General features: G+C 73.0%; 16 protein-coding genes. 10 read left to right on the top strand and 6 right to left on the bottom strand.

Annotated features, from left to right (window positions below; all coding sequences use genetic code 11):
- Window positions 1–31: 31 nt before the first annotated feature.
- Together ACZ6Y1_RS06105 and ACZ6Y1_RS06100 are read left to right on the top strand one after the other, a co-directional pair.
- Window positions 32–517: a DUF6328 family protein gene (locus ACZ6Y1_RS06105; protein ID WP_469623604.1), complete on the top strand. Its 486-nt coding sequence runs from the start codon at window positions 32–34 to the stop codon at window positions 515–517.
- Window positions 518–612: 95 nt separating this feature from the next.
- Window positions 613–3054 (top strand): SpoIIE family protein phosphatase, encoded by a 2442-nt coding sequence (locus ACZ6Y1_RS06100; RefSeq protein WP_469623601.1) that lies wholly within the window; start codon window positions 613–615, stop codon window positions 3052–3054.
- Between the two features lie 22 nt (window positions 3055–3076).
- On the opposite strand, the gene ACZ6Y1_RS06095 is transcribed toward ACZ6Y1_RS06100, so the two are convergent.
- From ACZ6Y1_RS06095 to ACZ6Y1_RS06085, 3 genes are all read right to left on the bottom strand, one after another.
- The gene (locus ACZ6Y1_RS06095; protein WP_469623597.1) at window positions 3077–4177 is read right to left on the bottom strand and encodes a carboxylate-amine ligase; all 1101 of its coding nucleotides are present in this window, start codon (window positions 4175–4177) and stop codon (window positions 3077–3079) included.
- 204 nt (window positions 4178–4381) lie between these two features.
- Window positions 4382–5890 carry a DUF4246 domain-containing protein gene (locus ACZ6Y1_RS06090; protein WP_469623595.1) on the bottom strand — a complete coding sequence of 503 codons (1509 nt, stop codon included), beginning with the start codon at window positions 5888–5890 and terminating at the stop codon, window positions 4382–4384.
- A 66-nt stretch (window positions 5891–5956) separates the two neighbouring features.
- On the bottom strand, window positions 5957–7402 hold the full coding sequence (locus ACZ6Y1_RS06085; protein ID WP_469623592.1) for a hypothetical protein: 1446 nt from the start codon (window positions 7400–7402) through the stop codon (window positions 5957–5959).
- A gap of 1492 nt (window positions 7403–8894) precedes the next feature.
- Between ACZ6Y1_RS06085 and ACZ6Y1_RS06080 the strand changes: the two genes are divergently transcribed.
- The gene (locus tag ACZ6Y1_RS06080) at window positions 8895–9443 is read left to right on the top strand and encodes a rhodanese-like domain-containing protein (protein ID WP_469623589.1); all 549 of its coding nucleotides are present in this window, start codon (window positions 8895–8897) and stop codon (window positions 9441–9443) included.
- 375 nt (window positions 9444–9818) lie between these two features.
- Here the strand turns inward: ACZ6Y1_RS06080 and lanKC are convergent, their stop codons facing one another.
- Both lanKC and ACZ6Y1_RS06070 read right to left on the bottom strand, forming a co-directional pair.
- Window positions 9819–12407: a class III lanthionine synthetase LanKC gene (gene lanKC / locus ACZ6Y1_RS06075; protein WP_469623587.1), complete on the bottom strand. Its 2589-nt coding sequence runs from the start codon at window positions 12405–12407 to the stop codon at window positions 9819–9821.
- Between the two features lie 252 nt (window positions 12408–12659).
- Complete coding sequence (locus tag ACZ6Y1_RS06070; RefSeq protein WP_469623584.1) at window positions 12660–13019, bottom strand: zinc ribbon domain-containing protein YjdM; 360 nt, start codon at window positions 13017–13019, stop codon at window positions 12660–12662.
- A gap of 342 nt (window positions 13020–13361) precedes the next feature.
- On the opposite strand from ACZ6Y1_RS06070, the gene ACZ6Y1_RS06065 reads away from it, so the two are divergent.
- The 7 genes from ACZ6Y1_RS06065 (at window position 13362) to ACZ6Y1_RS06035 (ending at window position 18043) form a co-directional block, all read left to right on the top strand.
- Window positions 13362–13703, top strand: coding sequence for an ArsR/SmtB family transcription factor (locus ACZ6Y1_RS06065; RefSeq protein ID WP_469623581.1), 342 nt, complete (start codon window positions 13362–13364; stop codon window positions 13701–13703).
- 74 nt (window positions 13704–13777) lie between these two features.
- Window positions 13778–15433, top strand: a complete 1656-nt coding sequence (locus tag ACZ6Y1_RS06060) for a SulP family inorganic anion transporter (protein WP_469623727.1) — start codon at window positions 13778–13780, stop codon at window positions 15431–15433.
- Window positions 15430–15852, top strand: a complete 423-nt coding sequence (locus ACZ6Y1_RS06055; RefSeq protein ID WP_469623579.1) for a pyridoxamine 5'-phosphate oxidase family protein — start codon at window positions 15430–15432, stop codon at window positions 15850–15852. Before ACZ6Y1_RS06060 ends, ACZ6Y1_RS06055 begins: the two co-directional genes overlap by 4 nt.
- 50 nt (window positions 15853–15902) lie before the next feature.
- Window positions 15903–16274, top strand: a complete 372-nt coding sequence (locus tag ACZ6Y1_RS06050) for an ATP-binding protein (RefSeq protein WP_469623723.1) — start codon at window positions 15903–15905, stop codon at window positions 16272–16274.
- A 16-nt stretch (window positions 16275–16290) separates the two neighbouring features.
- Complete coding sequence (locus tag ACZ6Y1_RS06045; RefSeq protein ID WP_469623578.1) at window positions 16291–16701, top strand: STAS domain-containing protein; 411 nt, start codon at window positions 16291–16293, stop codon at window positions 16699–16701.
- Window positions 16702–16885: 184 nt separating this feature from the next.
- On the top strand, window positions 16886–17221 hold the full coding sequence (locus ACZ6Y1_RS06040; RefSeq protein ID WP_469623576.1) for an ArsR/SmtB family transcription factor: 336 nt from the start codon (window positions 16886–16888) through the stop codon (window positions 17219–17221).
- Window positions 17222–17380: 159 nt separating this feature from the next.
- Window positions 17381–18043 (top strand): DinB family protein, encoded by a 663-nt coding sequence (locus ACZ6Y1_RS06035; RefSeq protein WP_469623574.1) that lies wholly within the window; start codon window positions 17381–17383, stop codon window positions 18041–18043.
- A 229-nt stretch (window positions 18044–18272) separates the two neighbouring features.
- Here the strand turns inward: ACZ6Y1_RS06035 and ACZ6Y1_RS06030 are convergent, their stop codons facing one another.
- On the bottom strand, window positions 18273–18908 hold the full coding sequence (locus ACZ6Y1_RS06030; protein WP_469623572.1) for a TetR/AcrR family transcriptional regulator: 636 nt from the start codon (window positions 18906–18908) through the stop codon (window positions 18273–18275).
- Window positions 18909–18937 lie beyond the last annotated feature (29 nt).

The raw sequence follows: 18937 nt of genomic DNA, 5'->3' as shown, positions 1-18937 counted from the left end.
CCCGATGATGTGAGACCCAGGGAGGCAGCGGATGCCGACGGACGTGGCTGACGGCCGCAACGAAACCGCGGACGAGCGTGCGGACCGGCAGTGGCAGGAACTCATCCAGGAGGTCCGTGTCGCGCAGACGGGAGTGCAGATCCTGTTCGGCTTCCTCCTCACGGTGGTCTTCACCCCGGTGTTCGCCAGGCTGGCGCAGACCGAGAAGACGATCTACGTCGTCACGGTGGTGCTGGGGGCGGCGGCGACGGGTACGCTGATCGCTCCGGTCGCCTTCCACCGGATCGTCGCGGGCCGTCGCATCAAGCCCGAGGCGGTCGCCTGGGCCGCGCGGCTGACCTTCGCGGGGCTCGTCCTGCTGCTGGCGACCTGCACCGCCGCCCTCCTCCTGGTGCTGCGGGTCGCGACCCGAGACACCCTCGCGATGTGGCTGGTGCTCGCCGTGTTCGTCTGGTACCTGGTGTGCTGGTTCGTGCTGCCCCTGTGGGCGAGGATCCGCCACACCGCGCGGCGCTGAGCGCGGGCGCGGGCCCCGCGGCTGCGTGACGGCCGTCGGCACCCCGGGGCGACGCGGTCCTGCTCCGGACTCCGTCACCGTGCCATGCTCGAAGAATGCAGACGGATCCGATGACCCCCGGCGACGGTGGGTCACCCGAGGTGCTGGCCCTGGCCAAAGTCGTGGCCAGGCTCCGCGCCGAGGTGGCGGACCTGGAGGGTCTCGCGTCCACCACGGCGGTACTGGAGCGGGCCAAGGGCGTGCTGATGGCCCGGGAGGGGTACTCGGCCGACGCGGCGTACGAGGCGCTGGTGCGGGAGGCGGGGCAGCGGTCCCGGTCGCTGATGGAGCAGTGCTGGATCACCCTCGGCGGCATCCGGCCCCGGCCCGCCACGGGGCCCGAGCCCGCGCCACCGGCACCGTCACCGTTCCCGCCGCCCTCCGGGGCGGCCGCCCCCGCGCCCCCCGAGACGGAAGGGTCGGTCTTCAGCTCCGCCCGGTACCGCCCGCGAGGCGGCGCAGCCTCCGGCTCACGGGCGCTCCTGTCCGCCCTGGCCTCCGCCCTCGCCGGGGCCCGGAGCCCCGGGGACGCCGCGGAGGTCCTGCACGAGTTGCTCCGCGAACCCCTCGGGGTGGACGGCGTGATGATCTACATGGCCGGGTCCGGGCGGCTGGAGCTCGTCGGCCATGCGGGGATCGACGCGTCACTGGCCGCGCAATGGCAGGACATCCCGCCGCTCACCGGCGTCGCCGCCCTCGAGGCGATCAGCTCCGGGGAGCCCCGCTGGCTGGAGGACGCGGAGCGCGATGCCAAGGCGTACCAACTCATCGGCTCGCCGGCCCGGTGGCGCACCCGCGCGTGGCTCCCCCTGCCCGGGGAAGGCCCGGCGCCCGGCGCCGTCGGATTCCTGCGGAAGCTCTCCGGCCCCTTCGGCGACGCCGACAAGAACCTGCTCCGGCAGGCGGTCCGGCTGTGCGGCGGCGCCCTGCGCGCCTTCGAACACGCGGGGCCCGAGCCGGTGAACGACGACGAGGTGGCCGCCGTCCAGAGCGTCCTCGACGCCCTTCCCGGGGACACGATCCTCCTGTCGCCCGTGCGCTCGCGGGCCGGCGAGGTGGAGGACTTCCGGATCGACGCGGCCGCCCCCAGCTCGGTGGACGTGGCCGGCCGCCGGGGGAAGGAGCTCGTGGGACGGCGGATCCTGGAGACCTACCCCACCGTGGCGGGAACCCCCTTGTGGCGGGGGTACGTCGACGCCCTGGAGACCGGGGCCGTGTACGACGGCGAGCCGTTCGAGTACCAGGAGGTCATCGGCGGGGTCCCCGGGACGTCCCTCTACTCCGTGCACGCGGCACGGCTGGGAGACCGGCTGGTCGTCTCCTGGATCCGCCACGACGCGGACGAACGCGAGAACCGCCGCGTGACCACCATGGAACGGCTGGGAAACCTCGGCTGGGCCGAATGGAACCTGACCACCGACGCCATCGACTGGTCAGCGCAGGTCTACGAGATCTTCGGCCGGGCACCCGGGCGCGGGCCCGTGATGCTGGAGGAGCTCCCGCGGTACGTGGTCCCGGACGACCTGCCGGCGCTCGCCGGGGCCGTCCAGCAACTGCTGGGCGAAGGCGCCCCCATCGACCAGCCGTTCCGCATCACCACCGCGGCCGGGGTCCGGCACCTGAGGATCGTCGCCGAGGCCGAGACGGACGCCGACGGCACACCCGTGAAGGTGCACGGGTTCTTCCAGGACCTCAGCCCGCTGCGCGACGCCGAGCTGGCCCTGCTGGAGAGCGAGCGCTCCGTCCTGGTCCAGCGGGGCACGCTCCGGGCGGAGCGGGCGATCGCGGAGGGTCTGCGGCACGCGCTGCTGCCTGTACCGGAGCAGTCGATCGAGCTGGTCGGGCTGCGCGTCGACATCGCGTACGTGCCCTCCGACAGCGGAGTGAACGTCGGCGGCGACTGGTACAGCGCCATCGAACTGCCCGACGGGAACGCCCTCTTCGTCGTCGGGGACGTCGCCGGCCACGGGCTGGAAGCCGTCGGGACCATGGCCCAGCTGAGGTTCACCGCCAAAGGCATGATCATCACGGGTTCGGCCCTGGCCGACGCCATGAGCCGGCTCAACGCGCTCCTCATGCACACGGCCGTCGGCACGTCCCCCACCACGGCCACCATGATCATGATGCGCTACCGACCCGCGTCCCGGACCCTGTCGTGGGTGCGCGCCGGACACCTTCCGCCCCTGCTGGTCCGCGGCGGCGAGCCGCGCTTCCTCCCCTTGCCCGAGGGGACCCTCCTCGGAGCTTCCCGCGAATCCGTGTACGTGGAGCAGACACTCGCCCTGGAACCCGGTGACCACCTGCTCCTGTACACCGACGGACTCATCGAGGTCCCGGGGGAGGACATCGCGGAGGGACTCGACCGCCTCGGCCGGGCGGCCGCCGAGGCCGTGGGCGCAGGGAACCGGGACGCCCTGGCGGGCCTCGTCTCGGCCGTTCACCCGGCCGGGCGGGACGACATGTGCGTCCTGGACATCCACCTTCCGCGGGACGCGTGAAGCCGGGGGCGCGGGAATCCGGTCACGCCGCGGCGGTGGCCAGGGCCAGCTCGTCGACCACGTCGGTCAGCCTGCTGCGCCGGCTCAGCGCGGCCCGCTGCCGTGCGGCTCCGGTGCCCTCGGTCCGCAGACGGTGCAGCAGCTCCTTCACCAGCACGAGGTCTCCCGCCGCCTCCAGACCCGGTTCCGCGCGGGACACCAGCCGCTCCACCAGCCTCCCGGCCGGCATCCGCTCGCCGCTGAACGGATCGAGTCCGTCCCCGGAGAGTCCCTGGGCGGCCGCCAGCCCGTGAGCCGTCCGCAGCCACTGTTCGGGCACCTCCGGAGGGGGCACCTCCGCGGCCGCCTCGGCCCGCAGGCTCTCCGCCAGCCCGCGCACCAGGGCCGCGACGAGGACCACGGTGTCCAGGTCCGCGTTGGTGTCCGCGACCCGGATCTCCAGCGTGGGGACGTGCTCGGACGGTCGGGCGTACCAATAGACCATGCGGCGGTCCATCAGGACCCGGTGCTCGACCAGCTCGCCCACGTACGCCTCGTACTGCGCCTCCCGCAGCACCGGGGCCGGGCCGACGGTGGGCCAGCGGGCGAACTCCGCGAACCGCCAGCTGTCGAAGCCGGTGTCCCGTCCGAGGGAGAAGGGGGAATTGCCCGTCAGCGACTGCAGCACCGGCAGCCAGGGGCGCATCAGACCCGCCAGGGCCAGCGCCTCCGCCCGGCTCATGGCGCCGACGTGCACGTGACAGCCGCAGACCAGACCGTCGTACTCGCCCACGATGGCGGCGAACTTCCGCGCCATCCGTCGGTACCGCTCCGAGTCCGTCACCGACATCGGCCGCTCGGGCGGCACCACCGGCGTGCCCGTCGCCACCAGCATGCAGCCGGACTCCTCGGCGGCCGTACGGACGACCCGCCGCAGCCGGGCCAGCTCGGTGCGCAGCTCCGAGACGGCGGCCACCGGCACCGTGCACACCTCCACCTGGGAGGCGAAGAACTCCGTCTGCACCTGTTCCCCGAGCTCCTGCGCGGCCGACGAGATCACCTGGGCGGCCCGCTCCGCAGGGCGCCTGCTGGCCCCGTCCACCAGCAGGAACTCCTCCTCGACCCCCATCGTCAGCACGTCCATGGCCATCTCCTCGCCCGTCACCTACCCACGGGCCCGGCGCGCACGCACTCCCGCGCAGCCCGGGGAATCCTCGTACGAGGAGTGACGGTCACCGGACACAAGGTGACGGCAGCGGCGAGGGCGCGACGCGGTGTTCGCGGGCGTGGGCCGACCGGCGCGGAGCCGACCGGACCGGCTCCGGCTGGGCAGCGTCGGCCCCGGCCCTCAGTGCTCGCAGAGGGAGAAAGCCCTTTCGTAGAGCTGCTCGTTGTGCTCGTCGACGAAGAACTTGCGTTCCTGCATCAGCTGTTCGCGGTATTCCCTGGCCTGGGCCGGCGTCATCGTCGAGGTCTCGGACCACGGCTGCTGCGGAGGCACGTCGGAGGTCGAGACGATCCTCTCCGACGGGTCGACCAGGAAGAACGCGAGGATCTTGCGGTGCCCGGGGCGGGAGGGGTCCGCGAGGCGGAACGAGCCGACGCGGTGCTGCAGGACGTTCGGGAAGGCCAGGCACCGGCCCGCCGGGGTCGACACCGATCCCAGCACCTGGTTCAGGGCGTCCTCGTCCTCCAGGCCGTAGACCTCGCGCACACCGTTGTCGTCGCTCTGCTCGTAGTCCGGGTCGTCGAGCGCCGCCCGGAAACTCAGCGTGCTCCCGGTGATGTTCTCACTGTCCCAGTAGTAGATGCCGGTCGAGACGATCCGCTCGTTCAGCATCCCCTCGACGTGCCAGGAGCCGCCGGCGTACTCGGGCTTCTCCGGGGTGAGGTGGATGGTGGCCAGCTTCACGATGACCTGCAGGGAGCGCCCGCGCAGGTCGACCCGCCCGGCCGCGTCGGGCACCTCGGGCGCGGTGAACTCCGGCGCGTCCGGGACGATCGGACGGCGGTTCTCCCACCAGTCGTCCTGGGCCCGCTCCCACGCACGACAGGCCTGCGCGTAGGCCTCGGCGTCAGCGAAGCCGTCCCGGTCGGGGTACTCCGGCTGCTCCCCGTACCAGCCGTACGGATCGGCCTCGATGCGCGGGGGACGCGGGTGGCGCAGATCGGTGAGCACGCGCTCCCAGAGCGGACGCATGCGCGCGAACAGCTCCGGGAGGACGGAAGCCAGCTCGCGATGGTGCTCCGGGTGCACGTTGTTGACGTACGAACGGAAGGAGACGTCGCCCTGCTCGCTCACGTCGACGTCCGTCGGCAACCACTGGAACCGCTCCGAGAACTCGTACTTAGCGTAGTGGTTCGCCGGATTCCGCCAGGCCCGCTCGGGTCCGCCGCTCACGCCTCGCACCAGGCAGAACAGCGAGGGATGCACCAGATCCAGTACCTGGCCGCCGGATCCCGGATGCCAGTCCCGCTCCGCCGGGGGGACATCCTCCAGCACCCGGACCGCCTCGCGCAGCCGGGATCCGAGCTCCTCGCCGATCAGGCTGTCCGACTGCCACACCCCGTCGACGGCGGACACCTCGATGCCGGTCCGCTCGTCCCGCAGGGCGGCGTAATGCGCGAGTTCGGCGAGGACGTACCGCACCTGCGCTTCGGTGAGGCCCTGTTCGACGGCTTCCCGCGTCCACCGGGAGACGATCCCGGCGTCGTGCATCTTGTCGGTCCACCCCGGCTTGGACCGGATGTGTGCGCTGCACCGGATCATCTGCAGTTCCCGCAGCGTCCGGGGTATCGCGAACGCCCGGGAATGCGATGTGTGAAAGGGCAGCGGGAAGGCGGACATGCCGGTCAACTCTTCAGATCCTTCGAGTCGGTGTGCGGTGGCCGGAAGAATACTCCAGCCCACCGACACCGCGGGTCAGCGCTTGGAGATGCGGACCACTCCGGTTTCGGTGCCCTGGTAGAGGGTGCCGTCCGGGGCGGCGGTGCCCCGCATCTGGAGCGGGTTGTACACCAGTCCGATGCCCAGGTAGGAGCGGGTGAGCTGGGCGCCGGTGGCCGGGTCGATGACGGAGTGGTGGTACTGGGCGAAGGTGTTCAGACCGGCGCTGCCGGTCGGTCCGGTCACCGAGACGGTGTAGATCCTGCCGTCGGCCAGGGAAAGCCGGGGCAGCGCGGCGGACTTCACCGGGCTGTCCCACACCACCGAGCAGCCCGTCCCCTCGGCGTTGACGTCGATCCGGCTGAGACCGCCGTCGAAGTCCGCCGAGGACGGCTCGCTCGCCGGAGCGCCCTCGGGAAGGGCCGGGTAGGGGTATCCGTAGGTGTTGGTGACGAAGACACTGCGGCCGGAGGCGATGACGGCGTCCTCGGTGCCGCTCCGGGCGTACTGGGTGAGCACGGGGATCCGGCAGACCGGGTCCGGTCCGCCGGCCGCACGGTAGACGAGCAGGTTCCCGTGCGGCGCGGCGTTGTCGACGATGGTGACGTACTCGGTGCCGTTGCCCGGCCCGAAGAAGCTCGGTGTGGTGCCCGTGCCCCAGCTGAGCTGCCCGGGCTTGCGGGCCGGCCCCCGGTCGTAGGGGGCCCGCCAGTCCACGACCGGGGTTCCGTCCGGGCCGGCCGACAGGAGGTACAGGGCGTGGTCCGTGGCGACGGCGGTGCGGCCGGGGACGGTGGAGATGCTGTTCTGGACGCCTTCGCCGGTGCTGATGCCGCGCACCGCGCCGGTGGTGGTGTCGACGGTCCCGATCACGCCGCCGCTGGTGGCGAACCAGACCCTGCCGTCCCAGTCGGGGGTCAGACCGACGATGTTGTCCCCCGCGGGGACGGCGTTGCCGAGCGGGGTGGACTCGTCGGTCCGCAGTGTCCATCCCGACCCGGTGCGGTGGTGACCGACGCGGAGGAGGTTGTTGTTCCCGTCGACGACGACCAGGCGGTCGGCATTGTCGAGGTAGGAGTAGACGCCGCCGAAGAGACTGCCCTTGGGCAGGGCGAGGGAGGCGAGGTCGGCCCCTGTGGCGGGGTCGAGAAGGTGGACGGTCGGTGTCCGGCCGAAGATGGTCGTGCAGAGGGTGACCACGTAGCCGTCACCGCCCACGACCACGGTGGGGCAGGCCGAAGCCAGCGCCGTGCGGGAGTAGTTGATGCCGGCCGTGCCGGGCCCCGGGTAGCGGGTGGTACCGCTGGAGGCGCTGTCGCCGTGCATGGTCGCCGCGCCGTTGGCCGCGGTGGCCGGGTTCTGAGGCGGCTGCGGACCGTACGGCGAGGCCGGGTCGGCGGCGGCCGGGGCTCCGCCGAGGGCCACGGCGAGGGAGAGGGCGAGCACGGCGAGGCGCCCGCCCGCGGGCAGGGAGAACGGCATCAGGGGGTCCTCGTTGACTGGAGGGAGGGGGAGTGGCTGCGCAGCCGGGCGCCGACGGGCGGTTGCCGATGGTGCGGGCCGGCCCCAGGGCCTGTCGTCGAACTCCCGTCGTCGCCCGGAGGGCGGCCCCGCGTCGTCTGGTGCGTGCTCTCGGTGCGCCGGGCGGAAGCCCGCGTACTGGACGTTGGACGTCCTTGGCTTTCGCCCGGTGCGGCGGGAGTGCGTGCCAGGAGTCGCGGGCCGACGGGGGTTGACGACAGGCCCTGGGTTCCGTACGGCGGGTGCACCGCGGAACGACGCTGACCGCGACGCTATCCGCTGCCCGCACGATCCGGATCCTTCCGGGGCCGCAGGCCACAGCTTGTTCACGCAGTTCACGTCCCCGTAGCACGCGGGCAACACGAGGGGCCCGGCCCGTGGCAGCAGCCCCCGTCGCCGTCGCGGCGTACGCCGGCCACGGAACCCCTCGACCACGCCGCCGGGCGAACGCGGGAGAGCGCGCGGAGATGTCTCTCCCCCTCCCGGGCCGGTCCGCCGACAGCGCCGCCTCCCCTCGGCCGGGCGCCGCGGCCACGACCAGCCCGCCCCGGGCTCGCGGCCTCGTCGCGCTCGTGGTCTACGTCGGCCGGTGAACGCCTCGGCGGCGGGTGATCCCGGCCATCCGGTCGCGTCCGCGGGGTGAACTGGCCATTCCGCGGCGCGGAGGCGCCTGTCTCCGCCTCCTGGGCTGGTCGGGCCGTCGGCAGCGCCGCCTCCCCGGGCGCCGCGGCCATGACCAGCTCGCCCCGGGGTCGCGGCCCTCGTGGTGTACGTCGGCCGGGTAGCGCCTCGGCGGCGGGTGATCCCGGCCATCCGGTCGCGTCCGCGGGGTGAACTGGGGCCATTCCGCAGCGCGGAGGCGTCGTCTCCGGCTCCCGGGCCGGGCCGTCGGCAGCGCCGCCACCACCCGGTCGGTCCGGCGCCCATGACCAGCGGGGTGTGGCGCGGGCCTCGGGCTGGCCCTGGCCATCCGGCCGTGCCGCCGGGCGAACCCGGGCGGGTCTGCGGCGCGGAGACGTGCACTCCGCCGGGCCGGGCCGGTCGACAGCGCCGCCATCAACCGGCCTGGCGCTGCGGCCATATCCCCGAGGGGCCGCTCCCTGCCCGGTGCCGCGCCCTGCTGCGGGCCGCCCGCCCGCCATCCGGCCGGTCCCACCCGCTCAGCAACTCGGCGGTCCCACCGGGGCGGTCGGTGCGCGGCGCTCCCGACCGCGACGCGCGTGCCCGGCTCGTCAGTCCGTGGCACGGCCGGCCGCAGCGAACGGCGGGGTTGTTGCTGCCAGATGGCGAACTCGTGGCAGTCGGGCGCGGTCCCGGCCGGGTGGCCTCTGCCGTGCCTAGTATCCCCGGCACGGACGACGCCCCCCCGTGCCCGCGCCGGCCCGCGCCGGCCACCGGTCCCGCCCTCCCGCCCCTCCTCCCGCTTCCGCTCCCCGTAAGGACTCGTCCCGCCATGACCGTTCCCCGTGCCATCGGAGTCAGCGAGGCGCAGCAGCGCCTCGGCGAGCTGACCGTCGTCGACGTCCGCACTCCCGGCGAGTTCGCCACCGGACATCTCCCGGACGCCCTCAACCTGCCCTTCGACCAGCTCGCGCAGAGCCTGCCGGATCTGCGGGCGGCGGCCGAGCGGGCACCCCTGCTCGTGGTGTGCGCCTCCGGCGGCCGCGCGGACAAGGCGGTCACGGAGCTCGCGCTCCACGGCATCACAGCCTCCGGCCTGACCGGCGGCACCCGCGCCTGGGCGGCCGCCGGGTACCGGCTCCAGCACCCCGCCGGCCCCGTACGAGCCGTGTGGGCGATGGAACGGCAGGTCCGCTTCGCCGCCGGGAGCATCGTGCTCCTCGGTCTGCTGCTCGGGCTGCTCGTGCACCCCGCCTTCCAGTTGGTGTCCGGGGGGATCGGGGCGGGCCTGGTCCTCTCCGCCGTCACAGACACCTGCGGGCTGGCCGTGCTGCTCGGCCGGCTGCCGTTCAACCGCCGCGGCGCTGAGGTCCGGGCGTGACCGCCGGCCCCGCCGACACCGTCGGCCCCGCCGCCCCCTCGGACGCGTCGGCCGTGCCCTACGCGTAGTCCGGACCCGCCCGGCCGCCGCCACGGTCCGCACCGTGCCGGACACAGCGGCAGCCGGGCCCGGTGGCGGCACCACCGGTCCCGGCTCTCCTCGGGCGCCGGCTCGTTACATCGGCTCGGGGAAGATGTCGCTGATGCTCCAGGCGACACTGAAACAGGGCGGGAAGAAGTCGGTCTCCGGCTCGGTCTCCAGTGCCTGCAGAGCGAGGATCTGGCTCATGGGTGTTCCTCCTCTTTCGTCTCGGGGTCGTGTCGGTCGGTCATGCATACCTCGGCACGGGAGTAGCTCGCCACCGTGCCCAGGTGTTCATGGGACGTAGGCCGGCCGGTGGGGCGGCTGCGTCAGGAGTGGGCCCTCGAGCAGGCGTTGGAGGGCCAGCAGGACACCGGCCCCGCCGCTCGACAGGTCGGCGGTGAACCGCTGCGAACCCGCCCCGAGGAAGCGGACACCACGCCGGTACGGGACGGCGTACTTCAGCAGCCCGGTCGCGGCGCGTACGGCGTCGAGGCGGGCGGCCTCCGTGCCGGTGAGCTCGGCGTGCCCGGTCAGGAACCAGGTCAGCCCGGCGAGCCCCCGGTACAGGCCCGCCTCCTTCGTGACGCAGGAGACCCGGATGCCCGCGACCAGCCTCGGCAGTGCCGCGGCGCAGCGCTCGTCCGGCGCGGTGGCCACGTAGCGGGTGAGCGCCGCCGCGACCCCGGCCGCGCCCGTCGCCAGGTACGGCATGGCACGGGTGAACCGCGCGTCGTCGGAGACGGACAGGGCGCCGTCGTCCAGCGGAAAGGTGCGGTCGAGCTCCTGGTGGAGCAGCAGGCGGCCCGCCTCCAGCCAGCGGGCCTCGCCGGTTTCGCGGGCCAGGCGGTGGAGGAAGAACGCGAGCCCCGAGCGGCCGTGCAGCAGGCCGCGGGCGTCGTGCTCGCCGAGGGCGGCCTGCGGGCCGGGGGCGCGCAGCAGGCCCTCTCCCGCGGCGGCGGCCCGCTCCAGGTGGCCGCTCTCCCCGGTCAGCCGGTGCACGGCGAGCCAGGCCAGGCCGACCCCGGCCCGCCCGCCCGCCAGCGTGGCGCATGAGGCGGTGAGCGGGTGGTCGTCGGCGTCCCGGAGCAGGTCGACGGCCTCCTCCAGCAGGCCGAGTCCGGCCAGCACGCGGGCGACGCCGGCCGAGCCGACGAGCAGCCCTGGGGGCAGCTCCTCGCGCTGCGCCAGCGTGTCGCGGCGCAGCCGTTCGCGGATCGCCTCCGGCACCTCCGTGCCGGCTCGGTGCAGGGCGTGCACCACCCCGGCCGTGCCGTAGGCCAGACACACGTTGTTGGTGCGGAACGCCTCGGGAGAGGGCGGGAAGGCCCACTCCGGCCGGTCGGCGTCAGCCGTCTCCAGCAGCCCGGCGGCCACCTCCCCGGCCAGCCGGGTGAGGGAACCGCGCGGATCGGCGTCCAGCTCGGCGGGGGAGGGAAGGCGGCCGGGGCCGTCCTGCCGCTCCGCCTGCTGCCCTGTCAGGTGGAAGGCGGTGGCCCGCTGCCACAGGTCCTGCGGCGGAGCCGCGTCCGCCAGGTCGCGGCGCAGCAGCGCGAGGTTGGCGGGCGCGTGTTCGGCGATCTCGTGGAACGGCGCCACGAAGGCGAACGCGACCGCCGACAGGCCGTACCGGTCCTGCAGCAGCGGATCGGTGCCGGCCCGGAGCAGGCCGGGCGGGGGCGTGAACCCGGGGGTGCCCATCCCCGAGGGCGCCCCGGACAGCGCCGAGGCCGCCTCGAAGTCCACGAGCCGGACCCCACCCGACGGCGTGACCATGACATTGCCCAGGCTGAGGTCGCCGAACCGGTACCCGGCGGCGTGCAGCCGCTCCAGCGCGGCGTCCAGCCCGGCCAGCAGGTGCCGGCACGCCTCGTAGTACGCGGACACCGACCCGGCCGTACGGTCGGCGCGCGCCAGCGGGGAGGACCGGCTCAGCCAGCCCACCAGCGGCTGTCCCGCGACGTACTCGGTGACGAGGAAGTCGTGCTCCCACTCCGTGAAGTGCTCCAGCGGTTCCGGGCCCACCCCGGGGGCGGCCGCGTGCAGTTCGCGCAGCACGTCGTACTCGTGCCGCAGCCGCCGCTGCGCGTCGGTCCCGTCGAAGACCAGCCCGTTGTGGGCGCGGGCCTCCTTGACGAAGACCGCGCGGCCCGTCCGCCGGTCGAGGGCCTGGTAGGCGCCGCCGGCGTTGCTCAGCCGCACCGCGCGGGTCACCTCGTAGTCGCGGATCAGGATCGGGCCCGCGTGCGGCTCCTCCTCCTTCTCGACGAAGGGGTCCGTGATCCCGGCGGGCAGGTGGAAGGCGGGCAGCCGGGGGTCCACGGCCTCACGGCCGGATCCGTCGCGGACCAGCCCCTCCCGGGTGCCGTCGGCCCGCAGCCGGCTGCGGGCGCCGAAGGAGCCGTACCGGTAGTGGACCGTCCGCGAATCGCGGAAGCGCCGGTCGGTCAGCACATAGGGCCCCTCCTCCCCGTCGAGCGCGTCGCGCAGGCGCTCCAGCAGCCGGCGGCCGGTCTCCGTATCCGGTGGGTAGACGGCGCAGAACTTGCCCGACTGGGCGCGCGGGGCGTGCTTGTGATGGAGGAACAGGAAGTAGAGCCGTGCGCTGAGGTGTTTGAACGGAACGCCCTCGGAGAAACAGATTCCGGCGACCGTGTCGAGCACGTGCTGCGCCCGCTCCAGCCGCGCCGACACGTGGATCTTCCAGCCCTGCTCGGCCAGCCCGGCCCGCGCTCCGCCCCAGACCGTCCATATCCCCTGCGCGACACCGCGCAACCCCTGCGGCACCTCACGGGGAGCGAACCGCGGTCCCGGGTCGGCCACGCTGGTCAACGGCAGGTAGTACTCCCGGTCCGCGAGCGCTTCACCGAAGCCTTCGAGCACGGAATCTCCTCGCGGGGTGATGACGCCCGGACGGGGCACAGTCACTGGCACGCGAAGTCTCGCCGCCGCCGGTCGAGCGCCACTGGTGCGCGGGGCCGACCGACGGCGGGGCCCCGGCCCCGGGCCGGCCCGCCCTATCGGTGCCGGGTCAGCCTGCGGCCGGAGGTCGCCCCGTGGCCAGGGCCGCGCACGAACGCCGAGCGGCGTCCACGAAACGTCGGGCGCGTCATTTCCGGGGCCGAGAGGGGCGGGTCAGGCCTTCTTGACCACGCTCGACTTGAGCTGCATGGCCCCGAAACCCTCGATCCGGCAGTCGATGTCGTGGCCGTCGACGCCGTCGATCAAACGGATGTTGCGGACCTTGGTGCCCGCCTTGATGCCCGAGGGGCTGCCCTTGACCTTCAGCGCCTTGACGACCGTCACGCTGTCGCCGTCGCGCAGCACGTTGCCGACGGCGTCCTTGACAACCCGCTCACCGGTCGCGCCGGCATCGCCTTCAGCGCCCTCGGCGGGTACCCATTCGTGGCCGCACTCCGGGCAGACCATCAGAGCGTTCATCTCGTAGGTGTACTCGCTGGAGCACTTCGGACACGGAGGCAGGTTGTCGCTCATTCACGCAGGTTTCTGAACGTCGGGAAGCGGGGCGCCCTGGAGTACGACCGGCCGGCCGACCCACGGGCATCCACGCAGGGAAGTAGCCATAATATCAAATTGCAACATTCTGCAATTCGCTACATCCCCTGCTTCCCTTCCGTGCGCCCAGGTGCACCGGCCGTCGCACCGGCTCCGTGTGGCGGAGCCGCTGACGTCGCGCATCCTCGCGGCGGGCCGCAGAATCTTTGAATTGCAAAAGTCTGCAATTTCATAGATGCTGTGACTGCTGTGTCCGTAGGTAGCCGCGGGCACAGCACCAGGCGTTTGTCCCGTTCGGGGTCGTGAGAAAGGTGCGAGACCGTGCCGGTTCCGCTGTATCAGGCGAAGGCCGAGTTCTTCCGGATGCTCGGGCACCCGGTGCGGATAAGGGTTCTGGAGCTCTTGCAGGACGGGCCGATGCCGGTGCGGGACTTGCTGGGCGCGATCGAGGTCGAGCCCTCCGCCCTGTCGCAGCAGCTCGCGGTGCTGCGCCGGTCGGGGATCGTCAACTCGGTCCGTGACGGCTCGACCGTGGTCTACGAGCTGGCGGGCGGGGACGTGGCGCAGCTGATGCGGGCCGCGCGGCGGATCCTGACCGAGGTCCTGGCCGGGCAGAGCGAGCTGCTGGAGGAGCTGCGCGAGTCCGAGGTCCCGGCACCGTGAGCACGAACACCGCCCTGGCAGCCGTGATCGGCCGGGTCCGCTCCGTCCTGCCCGCCCGGGCGGACTACGCGGTGATGACCCGCAGCCCTCGCCGGGACCTGCTGGCCGGCCTCACCGTGGCGATCGTCGCCCTTCCCCTGGCCCTCGGATTCGGGGTCTCCTCCGGCCTGGGTGCCGAGGCGGGGCTGGCCACCGCCGTCGTCGCCGGCGCTCTCGCGGCCCTGTTCGGCGGGTCGAACCTCCAGGTGTCCGGGCCGACCGGCGCGATGACCGTGGTCCTGGTGCCGATCGTCGCCCGGTACGGGCCCGGCGGCGTGCTCACCGTCGGGCTGATGGCCGGTGTCCTCCTGATCGGGCTCGCGCTCCTGCGGGCGGGGCAGTACATGCGGTACGTGCCGGCGCCGGTGGTGGAGGGTTTCACACTGGGGATCGCGTGCGTGATCGGCCTCCAGCAGATACCCAACGCACTCGGCGTCGAGAAGCCGGAGGGGGAGAAGGTCCTGCTCGTGGCGTGGCGGGCCTTCGTGGAGTTCGTGGCCTTCCCGAACTGGACGGCGATCGGCCTGTCCGCGGGTGTCGCGGCGGTGATGCTGGCCGGGGCGCGGTGGAAGCCGACGGTCCCCTTCTCGATCGTCGCGGTCATCGCCGCGACCGTGATCGCGCAGGTCTTCCATCTCGACGCGGCCGCCCCGATCGGGGATCTGCCCCCGGGACTCCCCGCCCCGTCGCTCGCCTTCCTCGACGTGTCCGCGTTCGGTTCGCTGCTCGCCCCGGCGGTCGCGGTCGCGGCGCTCGCCGCGCTGGAGTCCTTGTTGTCGGCGACGGTGGCGGACGGGATGACGGTGGGACAGCAGCACGATCCGGACAAGGAGCTGTTCGGGCAGGGCGTCGCCAACCTGGCGGCCCCATTGTTCGGCGGCGTGCCGGCCACCGCCGCCATCGCGCGGACCGCGGTCAACGTCCGTACCGGCGCCTCGTCCCGGCTGGCCGCGCTCACCCACGCCGCGGTACTCGCCGTGATCGTGTTCGCCGCCGCTCCCCTGGTCTCGAAGATCCCTCTGGCGGCGCTCGCGGGGGTGCTGTTGGCGACGGCGATCCGCATGGTGGAGGTCGGCTCGCTGCGCGCGATGGCCAAGGCCACCCGCTCGGACGCTGTCGTCCTCGTCCTGACCGCCGCCGCCACGCTGCTCCTCGACCTCGTGTACGCGGTGATCATCGGGCTCGTCGTCGCGGGCGCCCTCGCGCTGAAGGCCGTGGCGAGCCAGGCGCGGATGGAGCAGGTCGACTTCCGCCCGGATGTGCCCGGCGAGCACAGCGAGGAAGAGCACGCACTGCTGGCCGAGCACATCGTGGCCTACCGCATCGACGGACCCCTGTTCTTCGCCGGCGCCCACCGCTTCCTCCTCGAACTCTCCGAGGTCGCCGACGTCAAGGTGGTCATCCTGCGCATGGCACGGGTGACCACCCTGGACGCCACCGGGGCCCTCGTCCTCAAAGACGCCGTGGAGAAGCTGGGCCGGCGCGGCATCGCCGTCATGACCTCCGGCATCCGCCCCGGCCAGCGCCAGGCCCTGGACGCCACCGGCGCCCTGGAGCTGCTGCGCCTCGAAGGCCGCGAGTACGCCACCACCCCGGAGGCGATCGCCGGCGCCCGCAAGTACCTGGAGCAGGCGGGACTGCTGCCCCGTACGCATCACCGACCGCACCGCATCCGGAAGGCCTCACGATGACCATCCCCGCCGACCTCCGCATGATCGAGGTCTCCGGTACCGAGGCCCTGTGGCTCCTCGAAGGCTCCGCCCAGGGCCGCCTCGTCTACAGCCGGCGGGAGGTGGCCGTCGTCCGCCCCGCCGCACACGTGATGGAGTACGGACGCCTCGTCGTACGAGCCCCCGTGCAGGCCGCCGCGATCCCCGGCCGGGCACTGTTGACCTACCACGTGGATGAGATCAGCACCCCGGCGGGGACCGGCTGGACGGTCAGCGCCCACGGCCCGGCGGACATCATCGCCGACCCGGATGAGGCCGCGCACTACCGGCGCACCCTGCGCGGCTGGGCGCACGGTCCCCACGACACCCTGCTGCGGCTGCATCCGCAGTCCGTTTCCGGGTTCCGCCTGGCCCGCCCCGTTCCGGGGGCGGGCCGGTGAGCATCCAGGTCGACGCGCTGCCGTACCGGCACGTGCTGGACGTACCCGCCATGGGCTCGGCCGTGCGTATCGCCCGGGAGACCACCGAGCTGGTCCTCGTGGAATGCGGGGTGGGCCTCCGCCATCCGAGCGTGGGACCGGCGCTGCTGATCGTGGCCGAGCTGGTCACCAACGCCGTCCGTCACGCCGCGGTGTCCTCACCGATGATCACCGTGACCTACGCCCACGGACCCGGCGCCTTTGCGTTCGCCGTACACGACCGTCACCCGTACCAGCCTGCCCTGTTCCGTGCGCTCGGCACCGCGCCGGGCAGCGGCCTGGCCCTGGTGGTGGAGATGACGATGGAGCTCGGCGGCACCGCTGTCGTGCGGGCGGACGCGGACGGGCGCGGCAAGGCCATCTGGATCACCCTTCCCCTGTGACGTCGAGGAGCTGACGATGACGATCGAATGGCGCTACACCACCCGTCAGGACCTGGGCGTGCTGTCCCTGGCCGGGTATCTCGGCGCGGAGGCCACCGACCGGTTCACCGGAGCGATCGGCTGGGCGCTCGCCCGGGGCACCGGACCGGTCATCCTCGACCTGACCGGGCTGATGGGCTGGTCGGCCGGCGGGCAGATCGCCGTCGCCCAGGCCGCCCGCCGTCTCGGCGAGAGCGGGCGCCGGCTCGAGCTCGCCGCGATCCCCGCGGACGGCTCGCTCGTCCCCGACGGGACCTGCCCGCCCGTGCCCGTCCACTGCGACCTCGCCGCCGCCCTGGCCGCCCACGGAGCTCGCGGGACGGTGAAACAGTGGACCACCGACGACTGGCCCACCGGGCAGTCGCCCGAGGCGTCCGCACTCGTCTGAGACCAGCGGCACCGTCCAGGGGTCCGGTCCGGCCGAAGGTCACGAAAGGCGCCCCACCGAGTCCCGCGAGTTGCAGGGATCTGCAATTGTGGAGGTCGCAAGGTGTGATGAGGGGCGAACGGATGTCCCTACGAAGGAACGGTTCCGGGTGGACGAGATGGGCAGTCAGGGGAGAGGTACACAGGTGAGCACGCCGCTCTACCAGCTGAAGGCGGAGTTCTTCAAAACGCTGGGGCACCCGGTGCGCATCCGCGTCCTGGAGCTCCTGTCCGAACGCGAGCACGCGGTGGCCGAGATGCTGGCCGAGGTCGGCGTGGAGGCGGCGAGTCTCTCCCAGCAGCTCGCCGTCCTGCGCAAGGCCAACCTGGTGGTCACCCGGCGGGAGGGCTCGAACGTCCACTACAGCCTGACCCATCCCCAGATCGCCGAGCTCCTGCGGGTCGCCCGCGGCATCCTCTCCGGCGTCCTGGAGGGCCAGGCGGAACTCCTGGCGGACCTCAAGGCCGGCCGCCACACCTGAACGCCACCCCACCCGGTGCCGGCCCTGCGGGGCCCGCACCCCACAGGCGGCGGCCGTCTTCCGTTAGTGCGGGTTCAACGCGCTTCTGACACCGGAAGACGGCCGCTCTCCCCCGTGCCGAACCCGCACCCCAGTGACCACACGGAAGGCGCATGCAGCGTGATCGATCAATTCGGTGAATTCGCGAAGGACCACCTGCACGGGAGACTGCGGCGGGACCGCGAGGCGCTGCTCTGGAAGCTCGACGGCCTGTCCGAATACGACGCCCGCCGGCCTTTGACGGCAACCGGGACCAACCTCCTCGGCCTGGTCAAACACCTGGCCACCGTCGAGGCCAGGTACTTCGGCGAGGTCTTCGACCGCCCTTCCCCGGAACCGCTGCCCCGGTGGCAGGACTCCGACGGCAGCGATCAGTGGGCGGCCGAGGGCGAGACGCGGGACCAGATCATCGGGTTCTACCGGCGCACGTGGGAACACTCGGACGCGACGATCGAGGCGCTTGCCCTGGACGCCCCCGGCCACGTGCCGTGGTGGTCGGAGCCCTACCCCAACACGAACCTGTTCGCCGTCATGGTCCACGTCCTCGGCGAGTCCGTCCGGCACGCCGGCCACGCCGACATCCTGCGCGAGGGACTCGACGGCCGGACCGGGCTGCGCGCCGAGCACGAGACGCAGATCGACGAGGAAGCCCGCGCCGCCCACCGTGCGAAGATCGAGCAGGCCGCCAGGTCGGCCGCACCGGTCGGCGTTGCCGTCGCCCGCGGGTTCACCACCACGCTCGTCGGCACCCTCGCCGCCGAGTCCACCCCCGGCGGCGCCTGACCACGGTTCTGCCCCCTGCCCCTGCCCGTCGCGGACGTGACGGCGCAGGTCCGCCGGGGGAAGCAGGCGAATCCGGACGTCCGTAGCGGCGGACGTGCCCATTACCCGCGCGCCGACGCGGTACTCCGGTGAAGTCCGGCCAGCCGGCTGGCCCACCTCACCGGCCGCTCGGTCACCTTCCGTCCAAGCTCGTCGTCCACCGCGTGAGGAGTGGGGCGCCTGTGGTCGGTCAGGCGAGGTCGGGGAGGGGGCGACGAGCGACCTCGTGGGCGTCGTCCGGCGGGACGCCCAGCATGCGCAGGACCATCTCGGCGAGGTTCACCGCGGCGTCGTCGCCGTCCACATCGGGGCGGGCGAACCTCAGCTCCACCAGGGACAGCAGCGTTCCACCCAGCGCGGACAGGGCCACTGTCGGGTCGACGGCGGTGAAGCGGCCGGAGGCCATGCCCACCTCGACGTCCCGCAGCGCCCGCCGGGCCAGACCGTTGTCCGAGTGGATGTGACCCAGGCCCCGGCGGCGCAGCACCTGCATCAGCTCCGGGTGCGACTCGGCCATGCGGGCGCTGAGCCGGAAGCCCGTCGCGACGAGCTCGGCCGGGTCGTCGATACCGGCCAGGCCCTCGTCGAAGGTCTGGCCGAACTCCTCCAGCGCGTCCTGCACCGCGGCCTCGAACAGCTCCGGCTTCGAATCGAAGTGGTTGTAGAACGAGCCGAAGCCGACGTCGGCGCGCTCGGCGATCGCCTGGATGCTGACGCCGGTGTCCCCGGTCTCGGCGAGTATCCGGCGAGCCGCGCGGACGAGAGCCCCGCGGGTCTCGGCGCGACGCCGCTCGAATCGGTTGCTGGTCGGGGCTGACGTAGGCATGTCCAGATTCTAACCGCCGAGCCGATGAC

It is taken from the genome of Streptomyces sp. NPDC053432 (assembly GCF_055585365.1).
Note: the sequence above shows the minus strand (reverse complement) of the source record. Positions and strands in the feature narration are given on the sequence as shown.